The organism is Comamonas composti DSM 21721 (assembly GCF_000429845.1).
Lineage (GTDB): Bacteria > Pseudomonadota > Gammaproteobacteria > Burkholderiales > Burkholderiaceae_C > Comamonas > Comamonas composti.
On record NZ_KE386975.1, the window covers coordinates 1 to 21,192 of the forward strand.

Sequence of the window (21,192 nt, forward strand, 5' to 3'; positions counted from 1 at the left end):
CTTTGCGGGCGGTCTACAGCGTTGCGAATCCTCGCAATAGCACGGCTATTGCTGCGGTGTCGCGCCTCGTATCCCATCCCGCAAAGACACTGGCGCGCCGCGAGGAGATCTTGAACACGCTCTTAGAAGCTGGCCGTCACGTTGAGCACATAGCGGCGGCCGTCATACACGGCGCCATAGCCGGTGTAGTCGACCTTCTTGTCGAACACGTTGTAGATGCCGGCGCCCAGCTTCACGTCCTTGCGGATCGCGTAGTTCAGGCCCAGGTCCACAAAGGTGAAGGCCGGCGTGCCCTGGGACATGCTGGTACGGCTCAGGTACTCGGAAGTCTTGCTGCGGAAGTTCAGGCGGCTCCAGACATTGAGCTGCTGGCTGGTCTTCCAGTCCAGCGTGGTGTTGAACATGTGCTTGGGCGTCTTGTTCAGTGGCTTGCCCTTGAGGTCGCCGCTCTTTTGCTCGGTGCGGGTGAAGGTGTAGTTGGCAGCCAAGCGTAGATCGGGATTGAGGTCCCAGGTGGCCGTGGCCTCGATGCCGCGCATATTGGCCTTGTCCACGTTCATGCGGTCGCTGATGAACTTGTAGGCCGTGCCCAGCACTGTGCAGTTGCGGTCCACGATCGCGGAGCCCACAGGCGAAGCACCCGAGTCCGAGCAGGTGCGGATTTCGGTGATCTTGTCCTTGAAGTCGGTGTTGAACAGCGTCAGGCTGCTGCTGAAGTTGCTGCGGTTATCCCACTGGACGCCGATTTCCTGGCTGGTGCTCTTCTCGGGCTTGAGGTTGGGGTTGCCGCGGATGATGGCCGGATCGCCGCCGCCGCCCGTGACCTGGCCCCATTCGGCCACGGCTGCACGCAGGCCCGGAGCCTTGAAGCCGGTGGAGACGCCGCCCTTCAGGCTCAGTTGTTCGTTGGCATGCCACACGCCGTACAGACGCGGGGTCCAGTGCGTACCGTAGTTCTCGTCGCGGTTCATGCGCAGGCCGGCCGTGAGCGCAAACGCGCTGGTGACCTTCCACTCGTTCTCGGCAAACAGCGCCCACTGATAGCGCTCCAGCGTGCTGATGGGGTTGGCCACCTTCATCTGGTTGCCCATGTCGTCGAGCTTTTCGTTCTTGTACGAGAAACCCAGGGAGGTCAGATGGCTGGTGCCCAGCGGCATGACGAGCTGGCTGTTGAACTCGGTGTTCTTCAGGCTCATGTCGCGACCGGGGTTGTCGGTCTTGTCATGCTGCAGATAGGTGGTGGAGGTGCCAAAGCCCCAGCGGCCGGTATGCGTCAGGGCAAACAGATTCTGGTCGTAGCCGCTGCTGGAGATGGTGTTGGGCGTGCACACACCACGGCTGCAGGATTCCCGCGCCATGCTCTTGCCGGGCGTGGATGTACGGTCTTGCAGCGTGCGCGTGGCTTCCAGCACCAGGTCATGGTCCTTGGTGGGCGTCAGGGCCAGCTTGATGGTGCCCGAGGTGGTGTCCTGCTTGTTGAAGCCGTTGAGGAAGCGGTCTTCGTTGCGGCGCGATTTCTGGCCGTAGACCTGCAGGCCCAGCATGTCCTCCTTGATCGGACCGGTCAGATAGAAGTTGCCCTGGTAGATGTCGCCGGAGTCCGAAGAGCCCTGCTGGGTGGTTTCTGCACGCACCTCGCCACCCCAGGCCTTGGCGACCTTGCGGGTGATGATGTTGATCACGCCGCCCATGGCGTCCGAGCCGTACAGCGAGGACATGGGGCCGCGTATGACTTCGATGCGCTCGATGGCCGACAGCGGAGGCAGCCAGCCTTGCTCGATACCCGCGCCGTCGCTGTTGGGACGGGTTTCACGCGTGTTCTGACGCTTGCCGTCGATGAGCAGCATGGTGTAGTTGGAGGACATGCCGCGCACGCTGATGTCGGAGCTGCTGCCGCCACCGGTGACCAGCACGCCGGGCACGTCGCGCAGCGCATCCGTGACATCGCGGTAGGCGCGCTTTTCGAGCTCGGCACGTGGGATCACCGTGACCGATGCGGGTGCATCCTCGACCGCCTGCTCAAAGCCCGAGGCCGTCACGACGACGGCGCCCATGGTGGTTTCCTTGGCCTCGGTCTGGGCATGGGCGGCGCCCATGGCCAGGGCGGCGCTCAGGGCTGCGACCAGGGGGGCAGGACGCAGGCGGCCCAGGCCGGGCTGGTGTGCGAAAGCAATGAGGGACATGGCCGGAGCGTGCGAGGCTCCAGTCGCGGTGAGGTTAGAAGGCATGGAAAGCTCCCAGAGAAAATTCGTGAACAATTCCGAGCAGGTTGGCTGTCACTGACTCACCCTCTGGGGGTGGCTGTTGGCATGTCCTGTATGAACAAGCGAGGCGCTTGTCAGGCCATTGACATATCAGCGATTGCTGCAGAAGCCATGTGAATATGGCCTCTTGCAAGGAAGAGTGTTGATATTAAGAATCATTTTTATTCTAATAAATATTTTAAAAAATATGTAATACCTTGCATGTCATTCAGAGCATGAATCGGGCTTGCCGGCGCTTGCCCGGCGATGCGTGAATCGCCTGAAATCCAGTCTGGGCGCGTGTTTCAGCTTTTCAGGTGTCGAGCATGCACGGGCTCTGACGGGCTGCAGATTGTGTCTGCTAGCTACAACATTCGGTATCAGCGCCAGGGCTGAAAACAAAAAATCCCGCAGAGCTTGCACTCTGCGGGATGAATGTTTGGTGGTCGTAGAGGGACTTGAACCTTCGACATCAGCATTATGAATGCTGCGCTCTAACCAACTGAGCTATACGACCGACAGAACGAGATTATATACCGAATTTTCAGGTGTTCGAGAATTGCGCGGCACGCTTGTTCAAAAAGGCATCCATGCCTTCCTTCTGGTCCTGGGTCGCGAACAGCGAGTGGAACAGGCGGCGCTCGAACATGATGCCGTCGGCCAGCGTGCCTTCAAAGGCGCGGTTCACGGATTCCTTGGCTGCCATGACCGCAATCTGCGAGAAGCCGCAGATGATGAGTGCGGCGCCCAGGGTTTCTTCCATGAGCTTGTCATGCGCCACGACGCGGCTGACCAGGCCTGCACGTTCGGCCTCCGCCGCGTCCATCATGCGGGCGGTCAGGGCCATGTCCATGGCCTTGGACTTGCCCACGGCGCGCGGCAGACGCTGGGTGCCGCCTGCGCCGGGGATCACGCCCAGCTTGATTTCGGGCTGGCCGAATCTGGCGTTGTCGGCTGCGATGATGAAGTCGCACATCATGGCCAGCTCGCAGCCGCCGCCCAGTGCATAGCCGCTGACGGCAGCGATCACGGGCTTGCGGATGCTGCGTATGGTCTCCCAGTTGCGCGTGATGTAGTCGCCCTTGTAGGCGTCGGCAAAGCTGTACTTGGCCATGGCTGCGATGTCGGCGCCGGCCGCAAAGGCTTTTTCGCTGCCGGTGATGATCATGCAGCCGATGCGCTCGTCGGCATCAAAGGCCTTGAGGGCCTGGCCGAGCTCGTCCATGAGCTGGTCGTTCAGGGCATTGAGTTGCTTGGGGCGGTTGAGCGTGATGATGCCGACCTTGTCCGCCTCCACGCGGACTTCAATCATTTCGTAGGCCAAGAGAGTCTCCTGCAGGTTTGTTATGGCAAAAAAGTGACCATTGCCAGGACACTGGCGGCCACTTGAAGGCTGCAAGAATAACCTGCAAGCGGCTCCGGGCCCAGCAGCCGGCGGGCGGTGGCTCAGGGGCGCTGGCGGGGTTCAGGCCGGTTGGGCCTGCCCGCCCAGCCAGCGCTGGGCGGCTTCGGCGTCCGTGATCTCCAGGCCCAGGTTGCTGGGCGCCTGCGCGGCAGAGGCTGGCGAGCTGGCAGTTTTTGCATCGTCGCTGTCGCTTTTCTCGCCGCTTGCGGCTGCCTGCACCAGGGCCCAGTCGAGCTGGAGCGCGAGCAGTTCGCGGTCGCGGGCGACCCAGGCCTGTACCTGCGGGGCCGGGCCTGCATAAAGGCTCAGGTCGTCCAGGCGGTTGAGGCGCCAGCGCCTGGGCTCGGCTTCCTGCGATCCGGCTGCCACTTCCAGCGCCAGCCATTCGTCGCCGGCCATGAAGCCGGCCTGCTCGGCCAGGCTGCCGCGCAGCACGGTCTTGATGTGGATGCTGTGACTCTCCTGCACGCGCAGGCCCAGGCGCTGGGCCAGTTGCGCGGGCTCGGCCCTGGCCTTGATGCCATGGGCGGCGAGCAGCTCGGCCAGGGGCAGCTCGCTCTTGCCATGCACCCATTGGGCGATCTCGGCTTCGAAGCTGCGCCCGCCAAGCTCCTGCAGCACGGTCAGCACATCGTCCTCGCCCATGGGACCGGCCTCGCAGCGCAGCCAGAGCGCGCGCATCACCTCGTCCAGCGTGGTCCGGCCTTCGCGGCGCAGCGTGAGGTCCAGGCACAGCGCGACCAGGGCGCCCTTGGTGTAGTAGCTCACGGTCTGGTTGGGCGTGTTCTCGTCCTGGCGGTAGTACTTGACCCAGGCGTCGAAGCTGGCCTGGGCCACGGATTGTTCGTGCCGGCCCGGCGTCTGCAGCACCTGGTTGATGGTGCGCGTGATCAGCTTCAGATACTGGGCGCTGTCCAGCAGGCCTGCGCGGCGCAGCAGCAGGTCGTCGTAGTAGCTGGTGAAGCCTTCGAAGAACCACAGCAGTTCGGTGTAGTTCTCGCTCTCGTAGTCGTAGCGCGAAAACTCCCGGGGGCGCAGGCGCTTGACGTTCCAGGTGTGAAAATATTCGTGGCTGATCAGGCCCAGCAGGGTGGTGTAGCCATCGGCGGCCTTGGCCAGGCCCTGGCGCGGCAGGTCGCGGCGGCCGCAGATCAGGGCCGTGGAGTTGCGGTGCTCCAGGCCCCCATAACCGTCATCCACGGCATTGAGCATGAAGACATAGCGTTGCATGGGCGGGTGCGTGGCGGCCTCGCCCTCGCCGTGCCAGAACGCAATCAGGGTCTCGCAGATTTTTTGCGTGTCGGCCAGCAGGCGCGCGCCGTCGAAGCCGGGTGTGGCGCCGGCCACCACGAAGCTGTGGGGTATGCCGGCGGCCGTGAACTCGCCGCGCCAAAAGCGCCCGAGCTCCACGGGGCAGTCCACGAGCTCGTCGTAGTCGGCTGCGCGGTAGATGCCCCAGCCCTGGGCGTCGGCTGTCACGGCCTCCAGCCCCGTGGCCACTTGCCAGGTGCTGGTGGCCGGGCTGGGGGCGAGCTCCAGCGTATGTGCGGCCTGCTCCTGGCCGTGCACGCGCAGGCACAGGCTGGTGCCGTTGAAAAAACCGCGCCGGCTGTCGAGCCAGGCCGTGCGCACGGAGTTGTCGTAGGCGCAGAACTGATAGCTGACGACCACGGGCAGGTCGGCGCTGCAGTCGATCTCCCAGAGATTCTTGGCTAGCTGCCTGAGGGCGGTGCTGCGCCCGTCCTGCTCGGCGCTCAGCGCCTGGAGGTTCTTGGAGAATTCGCGCACCAGATAGCTGCCCGGAATCCAGACCGGCAGCGAAAGCCGCTGGCGCGCGGCAGGGCGGGCAATCCGCAGCTGCACGCTGAACAGGTGTGCGTGCAGGTCATGGGCCTGCACGCGATAGTGCAGACCGGCTGCGGCAGAGGATCCGGGGCGCTGGGCGGTGGCGGGCATTCAAACTCCTGCAAAACGGGTGCCGGCAGGAGTTGAGGCTCCCACCTTGAATGGGATGGCGGGCCGGGGCGGGCCCGGCGATCGAAGAGCGCAAACCCGCTCCTGGATCGCGGAGATGTTCTTAGCGCTGTTCGGCAGCGACCAGGTTCTTCTCGACTTCCTGGGCGCTGATGGCTCCGGGAATGCGTGCGTTGTTGGAGAAGATGATGGTCGGCGTGCCCGTGATCTTGTACTTGCGGCCATAGGCCAGGTTGCGCTGCAGGGCCGAGGTGTCGCACTGCACTGCGGCCGGGTTCTTGTCGCGCAGCATCATGTCGGCCCAGGCCGTGGCGGGCTCCTTGGCGCACCAGATATTGCGCGACTTCTCGGCCGAGTCGGGGCTCAGGATGGGGTAGAGGAACAGGTAGACCGTGACGTTGTCCACGTTCTGCATGTCGCGCTCGAAGCGCTTGCAGTATCCGCAGTTGGGGTCTTCGAACACGGCCATCTTGCGTTCGCCCTTGCCGTGGACGATGGTGATCGCATCCTTGAGCGGCAGGTGCTTGAAGTCCACGGCCGTGAGCTGGGTCATGCGGTCTTCGGTCAGGTTGCGCTTGGCCTTGGTGTCTATGAGCTCGCCCTGGATCAGGTAATTGCCCTTGGCATCGGTGTAGAACAGGTCCGTGCCCACGCGCACCTCGAACAGGCCGAACATGGGGGTGGGCCGGATCTCGTCGATCTTCTCCAACTGGGGAATGCGCTCGATCAGGGTCTTGCGCAAGGCGCTGGTGTCCTGGGCATGGGCGCTGGCCCCAAGGCCCAGGCAGGCAACGGTCAGCAGGCTGGCAAAGAATTTCATGGCAAAAGAGTTATCAGATGGGCTGTGGCCGCGCTGACAGAGGTTGATGTGAGGGAGAAAGCCGCCAGGGAGGCGGCGCGAAATGGGTAGGAGTCGCAAGCGCGCAAAGGGTTCACTTCAGTGGCTCATGGCCTGGCGCGCAACCCAGTGCTTGACCGGGCCCAGGCGCTCAAAGCCCTTCATGCCGAGATTGCGCAGCATCTGCACGGGCACTTCGGGGCGCGCGAACAGCTGCTGCAGACCATCCATGGCCAGGCCCATCGGTGCCAGGGCGGCCTTGCGCTCGCGCTCGTAGCGGCGCAGCAGGCGCAGGTCGGCCGTGCTGCGCCAGTAGGCACGCTCTTGCAGAATGCGCGCCAGAGCCTGCACGTCGCCCAGCCCCAGGTTCAGGCCCTGACCGGCGAGCGGGTGGATGTTGTGGGCCGCATCGGCCACCAGCACCCAGCTGCGTGCGGCGTCGCCGGGCATGCGGCCGCACCAGTGGTCGGCTGCGGCCTGCTGCAGGGGCCAGCACATGCGCGCCGCGCTCAGGCTCAGCGAGCCCAGCGCGTTCTGGCTGATGGCCTGCAGGTGCTCGGCAAAATCCTGCGCGTCGGCAGCCTGCCAGGCCTGGGCCTGCTCGGGGGCCGTGGACCAGACCACGCCGACCTCCTGACCCTGGGCGCCATCCAGCGGCAGAAAGGCCAGAATGCCTTCGTTGCTGAACCACTGGCGTGCGCTCTGGCCGTGGGGCAATTCACAGCGCAGCCGCGTGGCAAGCGCATGCTGGGGGTAGGGGGTGATCGCAAAGTCCACGCCGAACTCGCTGCGCGTGCGGCTGGAGCGGCCTTCGCAGACGGCGGTCAGCGGCGCGTCCACGGGCTCGGACACGACCTCGACCATGGGCTGGTAGCGCACGGCTTCTGCAAGGCGCTGTTCGAGCGCGGGCACATCGACGATCCAGGCCAGCGCATCCACGCCCTGGCTGGCAGCATCGAACTGCACGGAGCCATCGAGGTCGCCAAAGACCTGCATTTGCGTCACGGCCGTGGCGTGCTCTTCGTCGGGCCAGCAGCGCAATTGCTGCAGCAGGGTGCGTGAGCTGGCGTTGAGCGCGTAGGCGCGCACATCGGCAGCCTGGGGCTTGGGGCCGGCCACCAGCGCCACGCTCAGGCGCTCGCGCGCCAGCAACAAGGCCAGGGCGCGGCCTGCAATGCCGGCCCCGCGAATACATACATCAAAGGTTTGCGCCATGGCCGGCATTGTAGAAGTCTGGCCGGGCCTGCCGGCCGCTGCCGCGCAAAGCCTGCAGCTTTTGCTGGCACAGTCGGCTGCAGGGCCATAGGCGCGGGCGCCGGCAAGCCCATGGCCGCAGTAAGACAATCGGCTGGCCCAGCCTGCTTCGATTGCGCGGAGATCACAAAAACATGAGCTGCTAGCGCTTGTTGGTATTCACTTTCAGATGCTTTTTGATTTGAAACCCATATGAGGCAAGCGCTGGCAGCTCTCTTTTTAATGGAGTGGCGTCCGAGGTTTTTGATCCATGAATGCAATAGACAAAGAAGTGCAAGCCAGCATCACCCAGCTGTGGGTGTATCCCGTCAAGTCCTGCGCGGGCATCGCACTCGAGCGCGCAAAGCTGTGCGCGAGCGGCCTGGCCTGGGATCGCAGCTTCATGCTGGTCGATGCCCAGGGCGAGTTCCTGACCCAGCGCAGCCATGCGCGCATGGCCTTGATACGCCCCGAGCTGGAGGCCGAACACCTGGTTTTGCACTTTGCCGGGCAAGCGCCGCTGCGCGTGGCCTTGCAGGCCCGGGGCCCGGAGCGCCGCGTGCGCGTCTGGAGCGACTGGGTCGATGCCTGGGACATGGGCCCCGAGCCTGCCCGCTGGCTGAGCCAGGCTCTGGGCACGGACTGCGCGCTGGTGCGCTTCGATCCGGCCAGACCGCGCCAGGCCAGCCGGCGCTGGTGCGGCGAGGAGCATGCGCCCGTGCAGTTCGCCGACGGCTATCCGCTGCTGGTGCTGAGCCAGGCCTCGGTGGACGAGCTCAACCAGCGCCTCCAGGCCCAGGGTCATGAGGCCGTGACGGCCCTGCGCTTTCGTCCCAACATCGTGCTCGGCGAGCTGCAGGCCCATGACGAGGACCGCGTCGATGCCTTCGAGTTCGCGGAGCTGGCAGGCCTGAGCCTGCGCCTGGTCAAGCCCTGCACGCGTTGCCCCATCCCCGATATCGACCCGGCCACGGCTCTTGCGGGCACGGCCGTGAGCCAGGCCATGGCGGCCTACCGGCAGGATGAGCGCGTGGGCGGGGCCATCACCTTTGGCATGAATGCGCTGGTCTTGGGACTGGATGCAGGCGCTGCCGAGCAGGGCCTGGAAATCGCGCTGGGCCAGCGTCTGGGGGCGGACTGGAGTTTTGGATAGGCGCAGAAGCCGGGCCAGGACTGGACGGGCACGAGTGGCGGGCGCTGCCATGAGCCTCGGGCGTCATGCAATCCGCCGCGTTCTGCCCGTGATTCGCGGGTCATTACAATCGGGGCCGATTTCATGACGCATCCGGCCCCGGCCTGAAACGCCTGCCAGACCTGTGCGTCTGTCCCCTCCATATAAAAACTGCATGAACAGGCGGCGCGCCGGGCGCTGCCGCCCCATGTCTTCAAGGAACTTCCATGAGCCTCAAATGCGGCATCGTGGGCCTGCCCAACGTCGGCAAGTCCACCCTCTTCAACGCGCTGACCAAGGCCGGCATCGCGGCCGAGAACTATCCGTTTTGCACCATAGAGCCGAATACCGGCGTGGTGGAGGTGCCCGATCCGCGCCTGGACCAGCTGGCCCAGATCATCAGCCCCGAGCGCATCGTGCCGGCGATCGTGGAGTTTGTGGACATCGCGGGCCTGGTGGCCGGCGCCTCCAAGGGCGAAGGCCTGGGCAACCAGTTCCTGGCCCATATCCGCGAGACCGATGCCATCGTCAACGTGGTGCGCTGCTTTGAAGACCCCAACGTGATCCACGTGGCCAACAAGGTCGATCCGATTGCCGACATCGAGGTCATACAGACCGAGCTGTGCCTGGCCGACCTGGCCACGGTGGAAAAGGCCTTGAACCGCTACAGCAAGGCCGCCAAGTCGGGCAACGACAAGGAAGCCGCCAAGCTGGTGTCCCTGCTGACCCCCATCCAGGCCGTGCTCAACGAGGGCAAGCCCGCGCGCGTCGTGCCGGTCTCCAAGGAAGATGCGCCCCTGCTCAAGCAGTTCTGCCTGATCACGGCCAAGCCCGCCATGTTCGTGGGCAACGTGGCCGAGGACGGCTTCGAGAACAACCCCCTGCTCGACAGCCTCAAGACCTATGCCGAGGCCCAGGGGGCGCCGGTGGTGGCCATCTGCGCCAAGATCGAAGCCGAAATGTCCGAAATGGACGATGCCGACCGCGACATGTTCCTGCAGGAGCTGGGCCTGGAAGAGCCGGGGCTGAACCGCCTGATCCGCGCGGGCTTCAAGCTGCTGGGCCTGCAGACCTACTTCACTGCAGGCGTCAAGGAAGTGCGCGCCTGGACCGTGGCCGTGGGCGCCACCGCTCCCCAGGCCGCAGGCGTGATCCACGGCGACTTCGAACGCGGCTTCATCCGCGCACAGACGATTGCCTTCGACGATTTCATCCAGTTCAAGGGCGAGCAAGGCGCCAAGGACGCAGGCAAGATGCGCGCCGAAGGCAAGGAATACATCGTCAAGGATGGCGATGTGATGAACTTCCTGTTCAACGTCTGAGCGCACTCGACGCCTTTCGCACCGCGCGCGGCGAAGGCGTCAATTCATCTGCGGCGCAGGCTCCGGCCGGGCCAGCGAGAGGCGGGGGTCAGCCGCTCTCGGCTCGGCACCTGCATCTGGCAGATTGAGGCTGTAGGCCACCAGCCCGTCAGCGGCAGGAGCGCGCGTCAGCAGTCCGGCTCTTGCCATTTCTCTGGCCGCTCTATAGACCGCAGCTTCTGCAAGAGGCATTCCGGCGTTTTCCAGCTGCAGGCAGATATCGCTACACCTCACATCCTTCTGGCCAAGGCTTTCCATGGCCTGCAGCACCTGGAGCCTGGGCAGGGTCAGCCGTATCCGGAACTTGTGCCTGCGCCGGAACAGGGTGGAGGCGTTGGCCACCGCATACGCCGAGACGACGGGATCTTTGGGAATGATGTTCATTCTCATCATGCTGGCGAGCGAATATTGCACCGCTTTGTCGCTTTATGTCGGCATGTTGCGCTCTGGCGCGGACTTGGGTGGGCTCAGACTCACCTTGCCATATTTCGCCACATAGCGGCATAGCGCCACCACATTCATTGGTAATGATTCTCAACATCAAGCCACGGCTTCCGATCTGAATCACTCCGCCGGAGTGATTTTTTGTTGAGTTTTCAAACCAAGGAACATTGCATGCGTCACAACCACAACCTGCGCCTTCACCCTCCGGCGGAGATTTCCCAAATCGCTCTGGCAGCCTGCCTGTGCCTGGCAAGCGCGGCATCGATGGCCCAGGAGGCCACCCTGGATGCAGTGACCGTGAAGGAGACGGCAGCCGGATCCTTCAAGACCGAGCAGGCACCGTCGGCCAAGTTCACGGCACCGCTGATCGACACCCCCAAGACGGTGCAGGTCATCAGCGAAGAGGTGCTGAAGCAGACGGGGGCAGCGAGCTTGCAGGATGCGCTGCGCTCCACCCCTGGCATCACCTTCGGCAACGGGGAGGGCGGCAACCCTTCGGGTGACCAGCCCTTCATCCGCGGCATGGATTCCCAGTCCAGCACCTTTGTCGATGGCATGCGCGACATCTCTGCGGGCACCCGCGAGATCTTCAATATCGAAGCCGTGGAAGTCATCAAGGGCGCGGACTCGGCCTATGCCGGCCGTGGCGGTGCCGGTGGCTCCATCAATCTCGTCACCAAGAAGGCCAAGAACGAGGACTTCGTCTCCGGTGATGTGGGCCTGGGCAGCGACAGCTACAAGCGCGCCACCCTGGACTTGAACCGCAAGATCAACGAGACCACGGGCTTTCGCCTGAATGCCATGGCGCATGATGCTGACGTTCCCGGCCGCAACGGCCCGGAAAACAAGCGCTGGGGCATTGCTCCCACACTCACTTTCGGCATGGGCACCCCGACCGAGGTGACGCTGTCGTGGCAGCATCTGCAAACCGACAACATCCCGGACGGTGGCGTGCCCTATCTCTACACCAGTGGCGCCATGGCCGGCCTGCCAGGTGGCAGCCGGGTCGGTCCCACCTATGGCAATGACCGCGAAAACTGGTACGGCCTGACATCCCGTGACTACGAAAAGGAGAAAAGCGATCTGTTCACGGCCTCGGTGGAGCACAGGCTCAGCGGCAGCAACAAGATTCGCAACAGCCTGCGCTACAGCAAGACCCGCCAGGACTATGTGTGGACCCAGCCCGACGACAGCAAGGGAAATGCCATCCAGGGCTATGTCTGGCGCCGTGGCAACGCGCGCCTGGCCGACGTGACCACGCTGCAGAACGTCACCGAGTTCACGGGCAAGGCGCAAACCGGCTCGGTTGCTCATAGCTTTGCGGTCGGCCTGGAACTCTCGCGCGAAAAGTCCGATGTTCGCTCCACAGCCATCCAAAGCGGCGGCGTCTGCACCAGTGTTTCGCCGCCCTGGTGTACATCGCTGAACAACCCCAACAGCTCCGACGCCTGGGACTTCGCCTGGTCACTGCCGGCGCAGGCCACGCACAACAGGATCGACACCACAGCGCTGTACGCCTTTGACACCCTCCAGTTCAACGCGCAGTGGCTGCTCAATGCGGGCTTGCGCGTCGATCACTACAAGATCAATACGGCAGGCCCTGCGTCCACGGGGCGCAATCCCGCACCAGCGTATGACATCGACCGCAGCGACACCCTGGTCAACTACCAGTTGGGCCTAGTGTACAAGCCTGCGGAAAACGGGAGCATCTACGCCAGCATCGGGACTTCTTCACGCCCCGGCGGCTCCTCTCTGGGCAATGGCAACGAAGATCTGACGATCAATACGGATGTCCTGGCCGATCTCAAGCCTGAAAAAACGCGCGCCATCGAACTGGGCACCAAATGGGAGCTGCTGGACAAGCGCCTGGCGCTGTCCGCAGCACTGTTCCGCAACGATGTGCGCAATGTCCGCATCACGGAAAACGGCGTCGTCCATATGGGCGGCAACAAGCTTGTCAACGGCGTGGAACTGGGCTTTGGCGGTAGCCTGCTGCCCAGCCTCAGTGTTTTTGGCGGCTATACCTATATGGACAGCGAGCAAAAGGACATGGGCGGCGGCAATATTGCCAACGGTCTGCCGTTTGCAAATACCCCCAAGCACAGTTTCAGCCTGTGGACCAGCTACAAGCCCATGGCCCGGCTGACCCTGGGGCTGGGGGTGTACGCGCAAAGCAGCGTGAACCAGGGCTATGTCCGCTCCACCATCGATGGCGGCATCGTCACCAAGGGCGCGAGCGGCTATACGCGCTTCGATGCCATGGCTGCCTACCAGATCGACAAGAACCTGTCGCTGCAGCTCAATGTCTACAACCTGGGCGACAAGGTCTACTACAGCGGCATTCGTTCGCCGCACTACGCCAGCATTGCGGCTGGCCGGTCGGCGGTGGCCACGCTCAAGTTCACGTATTGAGAAGCTTGCAAGACCATCTGCGGACAAGCGCAGATGGCATGTACCGCCTCGCCTGCAGCCCATGCCGGCGGGGCTTTTTCATCCCCAAACTGTGACTGCCCATGCTGCTTCGCATTCCCGCCTTGCTGACTCCCGAGGAGGTGCGCCACTGTCGCCAGGCGCTGCACCACGCCCCGTGGCAGGATGGCCGCACCACCGCCGGCCCTGTTGCGGCCCAGGTCAAAAGCAATCTGCAACTGCCGCTGGACAGCAAGACCGGGCAGCAGATCGGCGAGCTGATACTCGACCGCCTGGGACGCAACCCGCTGTTCATGTCGGCCGCCTTGCCCCTGAAGGTTCTGCCGCCGCGCTTCAACCGATACGAAGGCGGTGGAGCCTATGGCAAGCATGTGGACAATGCCTTCTTCTCGATTCCGGGCACGGCCATCAAGCTGCGTTCCGACATCTCCACCACGGTCTTTTTCAGCGACCCGGATGAATACGAGGGTGGTGAGCTGGTGGTGGAGGACACCTACGGGCAACAGGTCGTGAAGCTGCCCGCGGGCGATGCCATCGTGTATCCCGGCAGCAGCCTGCACCACGTCCATCCCGTGACACAGGGCTGCCGCTATGGCGCCTTCTTCTGGACGCAGAGCCTGATCAAGTCTGCCGAGCAGCGGCGCCTGTTGTTCGAGCTGGATCGGTCCATACAGCAGCTCACGCAGGAGCACCCGGCCCACTCGGGCATCGCGGCGCTGTCAGGCACCTATCACAATCTGCTGCGCATGTGGGCGCAGGCCTGATTCCCACGCCGGCTCCAACCCAGGCCATTCCCGCAATGTCTGCCGTGAGCAGCGTCTACAGCGGCATCTCGATGACCACGCCCAGGCCGCCTTTGTCACGGTTGTGCAAGCTGATCTCTCCGCCATGGGCACGTATGGAGGAGCGCGCAATCGAGAGCCCGAGGCCGACACCGCCGGTGTGGGCGCTGCGCGCCTTGTCCAGGCGGATGAAGGGCTCGAACACCTGTTCCAGCTGTGCTGGGGGAATCCCCGGGCCATCGTCATCCACCTCGATGCGCAATACCTGGCGTTGGCTATCCACCTGGGCCCCGACACGCACTTCGCCATAGTGTGCGGCGTTGTCGATGATGTTGTGCAGCGCGCGCTTGAGCGTCACCGGTCTGCAGCGGTAATGCAGGCCGGGGTCAAGCTGCTGGGTGCGGCGCACGGAGTTCCCGCTGGCCGACTGCGCATCGAGGACTTGCTGGATCAGCGATTCGATGGCGACCTCCTGGGTAGCCTCCTGCTGGGCCTCGTCGCGGGCAAAGCGCAAGGTCTCCTCGACCATGGCCCCCATTTCATCCAGCGTGGTGATCATGGCGTTGCGCAGGTCCTCGTTGTCGATCAGCTCGGCGCGGATGCGCAAAGACGTGAGCGGGGTGCGCAGATCGTGGCTCATGGCGGCCAGCATCTGGGTGCGTCCGTTGACAAAGCGGACCAGGCTTTCCTGCATGTCGTTGAAGGCCTGGATGATGTCGCGCACCCCGCTGAGGCGGCCGGGCTGGGGCAGGATCACGCGCTCTCCCCGGCTCAGACGCCGGGAGGCCTCGGCGAGTTCACCCAGGGGGCGCATGAGTTGCCTGCCGAACAGCAGCGCGATGATGGCTGCAGGAATCGTGCCGACCAGCAGGGAAAAGCTCAGCACACGGCTCCAGTGCGCGGGCACGAGCGTAGGCCAGTGCCTGCTGTAGAGCCAGCGCTGGTCGGGCAACAGAACCTCGACGTCCATGGCCAGCGCATGCTGGCTCTTGAACGCTTTTTCTATCCAGTTGCGCCCATCCTTGAGGCCTGCGCCGCTGGGCAGGGCGTTGAGCAATTGCACGTGCAAGGGGGTGTCGGAGGACAGCTCCAGGCGGCTGCGTATGGCCTGGGCCAAAGCTGCTTCCTGGCTGCTCCAGCGGCTGTCCGGGTTGCGGGCGCCAGGTGCCGCAAGCAAACGGAACTCGGAATCCGGCAGGCTGATGTCCTCCAGCAGCCGGCTTGCCTGTGCCTCATGGCCGGCAGCCTTGTAGGCCGCCAGGATGCGGGTCTCTATCGTGCGTGCTGACAAGGGGTGGATGGCGATGTTGTCGGAGCGCCACCAGGACAGGGCCAGTACAGCGATCAGGTGGGCCAGCAAGATCGCCACGATCCACAGCGCAAGCAACTGTCCCGAAATACTGCGCGGCAGCCACTTCATGCGGGCTCTACGCCAACCCTGGCGGCCAGCATGTAACCGTCACCGCGCACGGTCTTGAGCAGGTGAGGGCGGCGAGGGTCGGGCTCCAGCTTTTTGCGCAGACGGCTGATCTGACTGTCGATACTGCGGTCGAAGCTCACCACATCGGCGCGCTGCGTATGGTCGAGCAGCTGACCGCGGCTGAGCACGCGACCGGCATTCTCCACCAGCACGCGCAGCAAATGAAACTCGGCAGTGCTCAAGGAGATGCTGTGGGCACTGGGGTTGCACAGCTCCCGGGTGCGAGTGTCCAGCGCCCATCCGCTGAAGGTGAACCGGTATTCACGCTCCTGCGCGGGCGATGGGGCAACCAGTTGCGGGGCCGCATTCTCCTCGGTCCGCATCTTGCGGCGCAGCACGCTGCGTATCCGGGCCACCAGCTCGCGTGGATTGAAAGGCTTGACCAGGTAGTCGTCTGCGCCGATCTCCAGCCCCGCAATGCGATCCGTTTCATCGGCCATGGCCGTCAGCAGGATGACGGGCGTCCCCACATGCTCGGAAACATAGCGGCACAGGGAGAAGCCGTCTTCACCGGGGAGCATGACATCGAGCACGATGAGGTCGAAGCGCGACCTCTGCAGGCATTGCCGCATGGCCACGCCATCGGCAACGGCCTGAACCTCAAACTCGTAGCGCCGCAGGAACGTGGATAGAGGCTCCCGAATGTCTGCATGATCGTCAACGATCAGGATATGGCTTTGGGAGTTCATGAATATCGAATGATATTGATTTTTATTTGTATTTTATCTCCCCCTGAACGCTCTGCTCTTCGCCATGGCCGTGATCACGGCGGCGGTTGGTGTTTCAAGAAAGCGCAAGTCTGGCAGGAGCGGTGCAGCGGCGCCTGGCCATGGCCAGCCTGAACAAGTCCATATAGCGGGGCGCGACCTGGCTGATGTGAAAACGCTGGCCTGTTCTGATGGCCGCTTCAGCGTAGCGGGCACGCCGTCCGGGGTCGGCGCGCAGTGCGCGAATCGCGTCCAGCCAGGCCTGGTCGTGATCGGGCAGCAGCATGCCATTGATGTCGTGTTGCACCAGCTCGGGCACAAAGCCCCAGTTCGATCCCAGAACGCAGCCGCCGCGCGCCAGGATCTCCATCAGGCCCCAGTTGGCCACGCCATGGCGCAGCGGGTAGAGAAACAGGTCCACGCTGGCCAGCAAGCGGGAGAACTCGGCATAGGGCAGGCGGCCCGGGAACTCGACGACCTGTGCGCGTGGATAGAGCCTGAGAAAGTGATCGCGCAGGTTCAGATCCTGGCCCGGATAGCGCCTCTCCAGCCATTGCTTTTCATAGCCGTAGCTCACGTTCGGTGCGGCATCGCCTATGGCCACGAAGCGGGTCTGCGCCCCATCGCCTTGCTCGACCATGCGATCCACCAGACGCAGAAAAGTCTCGAAGCCCTTGGCGGTGGACAGGTCGCGCGCCGAAAAGCCAATCGTGAAGCGCGGGTCCTCGGGCAGGCCGGTGCCGGTCTTGAGCGGCTGGGGCCGGATGTCGAAGCCTTCGAACTGCACGGCAATCCTCTCCTGCAGCACGGGCGGGAACAGACTGCGCGCATAGGCGCTGGGCACGATGCTCAGATCGCTGCGCAGCGCCTGGTGGAAGTGCAGCATCTCCATGTTGCGGTCGGCCTGGCGCTGGCTGGGATCGGGCGGGAAGGCCGGGTCCCAGCCATGGGCCAGAAAGCTAGGGAACTCTATGTAGCTGATGATGGCGGCATCGATCTCGTCATACAGCCAGTTGGGTGCGCCCCAGAGCGAATGGGCCACGACCAGGTCGACGCGCCGGCCCTGGCGCTTCTCGAAGGCCTGCAAGGCCTTGAGCAGGCCGCGTCCTATGCGTGCCGAGCGTTCGACCTTGCTGGAGTAGTAATAGCTTTGCGGCCCGGAGATGGCGCCATCGGGCTGGAACTCCAGCAAATGGTCGCACTGCGGGCCATGGAGCTTCACATGGCCGGGCATGGTCATGAACCAGCTGTCGGCCAGGCCGTTGGCGCGCAGATGGCTGCACAGCAGGCTGTGCTGGCTGGGATAGACGGTGCTGATGAAGACGATGACAGGCTTGTCCTGCATGCTGGAAGTCCCGGTAGTCAAAAAAATCAAGTCGGCAGGGACACTTGCGGCTCGCCATCGCTGATCTGGTATTTGCGCATCTTCTCCCACAGCACCTTGCGGCTGATGCCCAGGTGCAGGGCCGTGTTCTGGCGCTTCCAGTCATTGGCGCTGAGCGCCGCGATGATGCGGTTGCGCTCGTCCATGTCCCAGTTGCTGCGGTCGGCAAGCAGGACAGGGCTGCTCTCGGGCTCGGCTGGCAGGGTCAGGGACGACAGGCTTTGTGCGCTCGTGAGAATGCGCTGTGTCGCACCATCGGCCGCCCAATCCCGGGTCTGGCGGGCAGCCACACCAATGCGCTCGGCCAGGTTGCGCAGCTCGCGCACATTGCCGGGGAAATACATTTGCGCCACGGCATCGGCAATGAAGAACGGCGGCTCGCCGATTTCCTGTATCAACGCAGGGCCCATGACCTTGCGCAATATGCTGTGGAAGATGGCCAGCTTGTCGGCCTCGCCGCGCTCTTCCAGGCTGGGAATCTGCAGCTCGATCACGGCCAGCCGGAAGAACAGGTCGGCGCGGAAGCTGCCTTCGCGCACCAGCTCGCGCAGCGGCTTGTTGGTCGCAGCCACCAGCCGGAAATCCAGGCGCACGGACGAGGCCGAGCCCAGGCGCGTGATGCAGCGCTCCTCCAGCACGCGCAGCAGCTTGACCTGCTGGAACAGCGGCAGATCGGCAATCTCGTCGAGAAACAGCGTGCCTCCATTGGCCTGCTCGAAGAAGCCCTTGTGCACGGCGACCGCTCCCGTGAAGGCTCCCTTGGAATGACCGAAGAACAGGGACTCGAACAGGCCGTCGGGGATGGCGCCGCAGTTGACCACGACAAACGGGCCCGAGCCATAGCGGTTGTTGCGCTCGTGCAGCCGCTCGGCGATGCGCTCCTTGCCGACGCCGGTCTCGCCAAAGAGCAGCACGCTGTGCTCGCAGTCGGCAAAGGTGTCCACATCGTGCAGCAGCCGTTTCATGCACTCGGACTCGGCAACCATTTCGTCCGAGCGCTGCACCTGGCGCCGATTGCTTTGCATGCGCCGCAGAATGCGCACCAGCATGGCGCGCAACTCGGCTCCGGTGAAGTCGAATGGCAGCACATGTGAGTACTCGGTGGCATAGCTGCCCGGGCTGGCTTCGCGCGGATTGGCGCTGACCCACAGCACGGGCATGCCGAACTTGCCTTCCACGCTCTGGCGGGTAAAGCGCGCGCCTTCGAGCATGGAGACGCTGACCACGGCAATCGCATTACCCAGCTCGCCCACATTTCCGCTCAAGCCCAGTCCGTCGGCGCGGATCACATCCACTCCCAGATTGAGCACGCAGCGCTCGACCCGCTCGGCGATATCTGCCTGGCCTTCCCAGACATAGATGACCAACTCGTCCAGATTCACTGTGGCTTCCTTGTTTTGTTATCCGTGCACCTGTTCGCGCCCTCAATACACGATCTGGGCGGCTTCGCAGTTGATCTCCAGGGCCTTGACTTCGTTCTGCCCCAAATTCAAGCCAAGGACCTTGGTGAGCAATGGGGAAAGAATGGCCTCACCCAAGCCATTGAGCAGCCATTTGAGGGGCTGAAGAATGGGCTTGAGCATGATGCACAGGGCGCCGCTGCAGGTCATGCTGTCTGAGGATTTGTCCTTCAAGGAGTTGACCAGTGCATTTCCATCAGTCAGGTTGGCATGGTTGCTGTGGTTTTTGAGCAGGCTGTTGAGGTTGTTCAGAACACAGGTGTTCCAGCTCAGCAAGGATGAGAGCAGGCCGGCGCAGCTGTAGTAGCCATTCTTGGTATCGATGAGAGGAATACCCACGATGTTCAGCAGCCCCATGGGCTTGCTGGTATAGGCCGTGAAGGCCTCCGAGAAGCTGCCTTCAGACCAATTGCTGGTTGGGCATGCGTACAGGCCAAGAGTCCAGACACAGTCCAGCGTTGGAATTGCCTTGTTGAAGCGAAAGTCGTTGTTGACCAGCTTGGGCATATACCCTTCCTTGCTGGGGTCGCCTTTACCGTTGAGCAGCAGATCGAGTGCGGCATCTACGTTGTAGAAACCGTTGACTTTGGTTTCTTCTAGGTAGGCTTCAGCAAGCATTTCTATCTGAGCTGCCTTGGCCTGCTCAGGGCTCATGCCCGAGGAGCTCATGCCACTCCACCCCGAGCCGAGCATTGGAGGGGTGAAAATTCCCCCCAGCAGATTGAATACAGTATTGGTCAGGGCCTCTACCGTGTTCCCAAGAAGCAAGGAGTTTTTCTTGCTCCACTTGAGCTCATCCTTGATGAGATTGATGGACTCTTTGCGAGCTTCAAGAACAGAGGCCGTGATGGGGCCTCTGACGTTGACGGCCAGAGGCGTTTTTATCAAGGTGTTCTCGGGGTCGGTTGCGCTCCGGTCGGGATGGCCGATCACAATTTTCGCGACACGCGAGTTCACTCCAAGATCAATCGACGGCTTGTTGTCCCGGTCGGGATCGGGGCAGTAAACGGCCTCGAGCTTGGCGTCGGCGCTCACGCTGTCAATCTTGATGGGCAGGTTGATACGTATCTTCAGCAGTTTGTTGAGCAGGTCGCCAAGCAAGGGCATGCGGTTGGAATCAATATCAATATTCAGCCGTATCTGTGCGCTATTGGCCTTGGTGCCAATCGGGCCCACGGCAATCGTGGGGGGCTCGACCACGGTGAGGCTGGTCTTGACCAGGTTCAGCACATTGAGCTCCTTGACCTGCAGCGCATGACCGTTGGCGCCCACGAGAATCGCGGTCTGCAGAATGTCGGCCAGGCCTAGCTGTACATCCAGGGCTGCGAAGTTGGGCGAGCTGTTCGAGCCCAGCGACAAAAAGGTCAGCAATCCCTTGTTGTCATCGCCGCCCAGCAGCGGAACCTTCATGTCGAGCAGCTTGAAGCCGTCGATCTTGACATCCAGCAGATCGATGATGGCCTTGATGTCGGCTTCCAGGGTCTTGTCTCCGACGAGCTTGAGCGAGGCGTCAAGCAGGTGCAGCAAGGTCAGATTGCTGAGTTTGGCGATCTCCTGAGGGGAAAGGGCTGAAAGTCCGTCCAGGCCCAGGTTTACGCCCAGGGCCTTGAGCAGGCCGGAAGGCGTGATCTTGGCATTCGCCAGGCCCTCCCAGTCGAGCACGGACAGCTTGTCCACATCCACGCCGACCAGCTTGAGGATCTTGCCCAGAGGCGCATTGGCATTGAGGTTCAGCAACTGGGAGCCGACCTGAAAGGCCGCCATGGGCTCGCTGCGCTTGGCAATCGCCTCGGCGCTGATGGTATGGCTCCACAGACCGGGAATCAGCACCAGCGACTGGGCTTCCAGTTCCACATGGGCTGCATTCGGCGAGCTGTCTTGACCAGACTGGCTGAGTGTCTCGAAGTATTGAGGCGCCTTGTGGGCCAAAGCCTTCGAATCCCAGATGCCGCAGAGCACCGAGGATCTGGAATAGCTGTCCACGAACAGCGGGAGGTTGCGGGCGAGGCTCTCCTGGCCTGCGCTCTGGCATAAGCCCAGGCTGCCGGGCGCTCTTGCATTCGGCCCCAGGCCATTCACGGCCTCGATGGCTGCGAGGTCGGCGATGCGTTGCAGATCGCGCTTGGCATAGAACATGAAGCCCAGGTCGGCCGTACCCAGCATCAAGGCCAGGACCGAGGCTGCGAGCGCAAACTGCACCAGAATGCTGCCGCGCTGGCTGGCCCGGCGCCTGCGGGCGGCGAAGATCTTGTGGACGTTGGAGAAGTGCGTCATGCGTGG

15 protein-coding genes and 1 tRNA gene are annotated in these 21,192 nt (G+C 63.2%); 4 read left to right on the plus strand and 12 right to left on the minus strand.

Annotation, left to right across the window (positions count from 1 at the left end; genetic code table 11):
• Positions 1-122 precede the first annotated feature (122 nt).
• The 6 genes from G486_RS0120670 to G486_RS0120695 all read right to left on the minus strand — a co-directional run bounded on the left by G486_RS0120670 (position 123) and on the right by G486_RS0120695 (position 7,675).
• Positions 123-2,183 carry a ligand-gated channel protein gene (locus tag G486_RS0120670; RefSeq protein ID WP_051303708.1) on the minus strand — a complete coding sequence of 687 codons (2,061 nt, stop codon included), beginning with the start codon at positions 2,181-2,183 and terminating at the stop codon, positions 123-125.
• A gap of 500 nt (positions 2,184-2,683) precedes the next feature.
• A tRNA-Met gene (locus G486_RS0120675) sits at positions 2,684-2,760 on the minus strand.
• A 27-nt stretch (positions 2,761-2,787) separates the two neighbouring features.
• Entirely contained in the window at positions 2,788-3,567 is a 780-nt protein-coding gene (locus G486_RS0120680) for an enoyl-CoA hydratase (protein ID WP_027017242.1), read from the minus strand.
• Between the two features lie 141 nt (positions 3,568-3,708).
• Positions 3,709-5,604: a M61 family metallopeptidase gene (locus G486_RS0120685; protein ID WP_027017243.1), complete on the minus strand. Its 1,896-nt coding sequence runs from the start codon at positions 5,602-5,604 to the stop codon at positions 3,709-3,711.
• Positions 5,605-5,725: 121 nt separating this feature from the next.
• Positions 5,726-6,442, minus strand: a complete 717-nt coding sequence (locus tag G486_RS0120690) for a DsbC family protein (RefSeq protein ID WP_027017244.1) — start codon at positions 6,440-6,442, stop codon at positions 5,726-5,728.
• Between the two features lie 117 nt (positions 6,443-6,559).
• Entirely contained in the window at positions 6,560-7,675 is a 1,116-nt protein-coding gene (locus G486_RS0120695; protein WP_027017245.1) for an FAD-dependent monooxygenase, read from the minus strand.
• Between the two features lie 289 nt (positions 7,676-7,964).
• Here G486_RS0120695 and G486_RS0120705 point away from each other — a divergent pair, with 289 nt between their 5' ends.
• Positions 7,965-8,846: an MOSC domain-containing protein gene (locus tag G486_RS0120705; RefSeq protein ID WP_027017246.1), complete on the plus strand. Its 882-nt coding sequence runs from the start codon at positions 7,965-7,967 to the stop codon at positions 8,844-8,846.
• A gap of 245 nt (positions 8,847-9,091) precedes the next feature.
• Positions 9,092-10,186 (plus strand): redox-regulated ATPase YchF, encoded by a 1,095-nt coding sequence (ychF, locus tag G486_RS0120710; protein ID WP_027017247.1) that lies wholly within the window; start codon positions 9,092-9,094, stop codon positions 10,184-10,186.
• 39 nt (positions 10,187-10,225) lie between these two features.
• On the opposite strand, the gene G486_RS0120715 is transcribed toward ychF, so the two are convergent.
• Positions 10,226-10,609 (minus strand): transcriptional repressor, encoded by a 384-nt coding sequence (locus G486_RS0120715; RefSeq protein ID WP_027017248.1) that lies wholly within the window; start codon positions 10,607-10,609, stop codon positions 10,226-10,228.
• A gap of 231 nt (positions 10,610-10,840) precedes the next feature.
• Between G486_RS0120715 and G486_RS0120720 the strand changes: the two genes are divergently transcribed.
• Together G486_RS0120720 and G486_RS0120725 are read left to right on the plus strand one after the other, a co-directional pair.
• Positions 10,841-13,081 (plus strand): TonB-dependent receptor, encoded by a 2,241-nt coding sequence (locus G486_RS0120720; protein WP_034388668.1) that lies wholly within the window; start codon positions 10,841-10,843, stop codon positions 13,079-13,081.
• Between the two features lie 101 nt (positions 13,082-13,182).
• Complete coding sequence (locus G486_RS0120725) at positions 13,183-13,863, plus strand: Fe2+-dependent dioxygenase (RefSeq protein ID WP_027017250.1); 681 nt, start codon at positions 13,183-13,185, stop codon at positions 13,861-13,863.
• Positions 13,864-13,918: 55 nt separating this feature from the next.
• Here G486_RS0120725 and G486_RS0120730 read toward each other — a convergent pair whose 3' ends face one another.
• The 5 genes from G486_RS0120730 to G486_RS0120750 form a co-directional block, all read right to left on the minus strand.
• Entirely contained in the window at positions 13,919-15,301 is a 1,383-nt protein-coding gene (locus tag G486_RS0120730) for an ATP-binding protein (RefSeq protein ID WP_051303709.1), read from the minus strand.
• Entirely contained in the window at positions 15,298-16,050 is a 753-nt protein-coding gene (locus G486_RS0120735) for a response regulator (protein WP_027017252.1), read from the minus strand. Before G486_RS0120735 ends, G486_RS0120730 begins: the two co-directional genes overlap by 4 nt.
• A 94-nt stretch (positions 16,051-16,144) precedes the next feature.
• Complete coding sequence (locus G486_RS0120740; protein ID WP_034388671.1) at positions 16,145-17,413, minus strand: glycosyltransferase; 1,269 nt, start codon at positions 17,411-17,413, stop codon at positions 16,145-16,147.
• A 26-nt stretch (positions 17,414-17,439) separates the two neighbouring features.
• Positions 17,440-18,834 (minus strand): sigma 54-interacting transcriptional regulator, encoded by a 1,395-nt coding sequence (locus tag G486_RS0120745; RefSeq protein ID WP_027017254.1) that lies wholly within the window; start codon positions 18,832-18,834, stop codon positions 17,440-17,442.
• 42 nt (positions 18,835-18,876) lie between these two features.
• A complete protein-coding gene (locus G486_RS0120750) occupies positions 18,877-21,186 on the minus strand; it encodes a TadE/TadG family type IV pilus assembly protein (RefSeq protein ID WP_051303710.1) in 2,310 nt (769 codons plus the stop codon).
• Positions 21,187-21,192: the final 6 nt, after the last annotated feature.

What these genes read in the sequence shown, in the direction of transcription:
- G486_RS0120670 (WP_051303708.1), bottom strand. Translation starts at nt 2,183, where the DNA reads ATGTCCCTCATTGCTTTCGCACACCAGCCCGGCCTGGGCCGCCTGCGT.
- G486_RS0120685 (WP_027017243.1), bottom strand. Translation starts at nt 5,604, where the DNA reads ATGCCCGCCACCGCCCAGCGCCCCGGATCCTCTGCCGCAGCCGGTCTG.
- G486_RS0120690 (WP_027017244.1), bottom strand. Translation starts at nt 6,442, where the DNA reads ATGAAATTCTTTGCCAGCCTGCTGACCGTTGCCTGCCTGGGCCTTGGG.
- G486_RS0120695 (WP_027017245.1), bottom strand. Translation starts at nt 7,675, where the DNA reads ATGGCGCAAACCTTTGATGTATGTATTCGCGGGGCCGGCATTGCAGGC.
- G486_RS0120705 (WP_027017246.1), top strand. Translation starts at nt 7,965, where the DNA reads ATGAATGCAATAGACAAAGAAGTGCAAGCCAGCATCACCCAGCTGTGG.
- ychF (WP_027017247.1), top strand. Translation starts at nt 9,092, where the DNA reads ATGAGCCTCAAATGCGGCATCGTGGGCCTGCCCAACGTCGGCAAGTCC.
- G486_RS0120715 (WP_027017248.1), bottom strand. Translation starts at nt 10,609, where the DNA reads ATGAACATCATTCCCAAAGATCCCGTCGTCTCGGCGTATGCGGTGGCC.
- G486_RS0120720 (WP_034388668.1), top strand. Translation starts at nt 10,841, where the DNA reads ATGCGTCACAACCACAACCTGCGCCTTCACCCTCCGGCGGAGATTTCC.
- G486_RS0120725 (WP_027017250.1), top strand. Translation starts at nt 13,183, where the DNA reads ATGCTGCTTCGCATTCCCGCCTTGCTGACTCCCGAGGAGGTGCGCCAC.
- G486_RS0120730 (WP_051303709.1), bottom strand. Translation starts at nt 15,301, where the DNA reads ATGAAGTGGCTGCCGCGCAGTATTTCGGGACAGTTGCTTGCGCTGTGG.
- G486_RS0120735 (WP_027017252.1), bottom strand. Translation starts at nt 16,050, where the DNA reads ATGAACTCCCAAAGCCATATCCTGATCGTTGACGATCATGCAGACATT.
- G486_RS0120740 (WP_034388671.1), bottom strand. Translation starts at nt 17,413, where the DNA reads ATGCAGGACAAGCCTGTCATCGTCTTCATCAGCACCGTCTATCCCAGC.
- G486_RS0120750 (WP_051303710.1), bottom strand. Translation starts at nt 21,186, where the DNA reads ATGACGCACTTCTCCAACGTCCACAAGATCTTCGCCGCCCGCAGGCGC.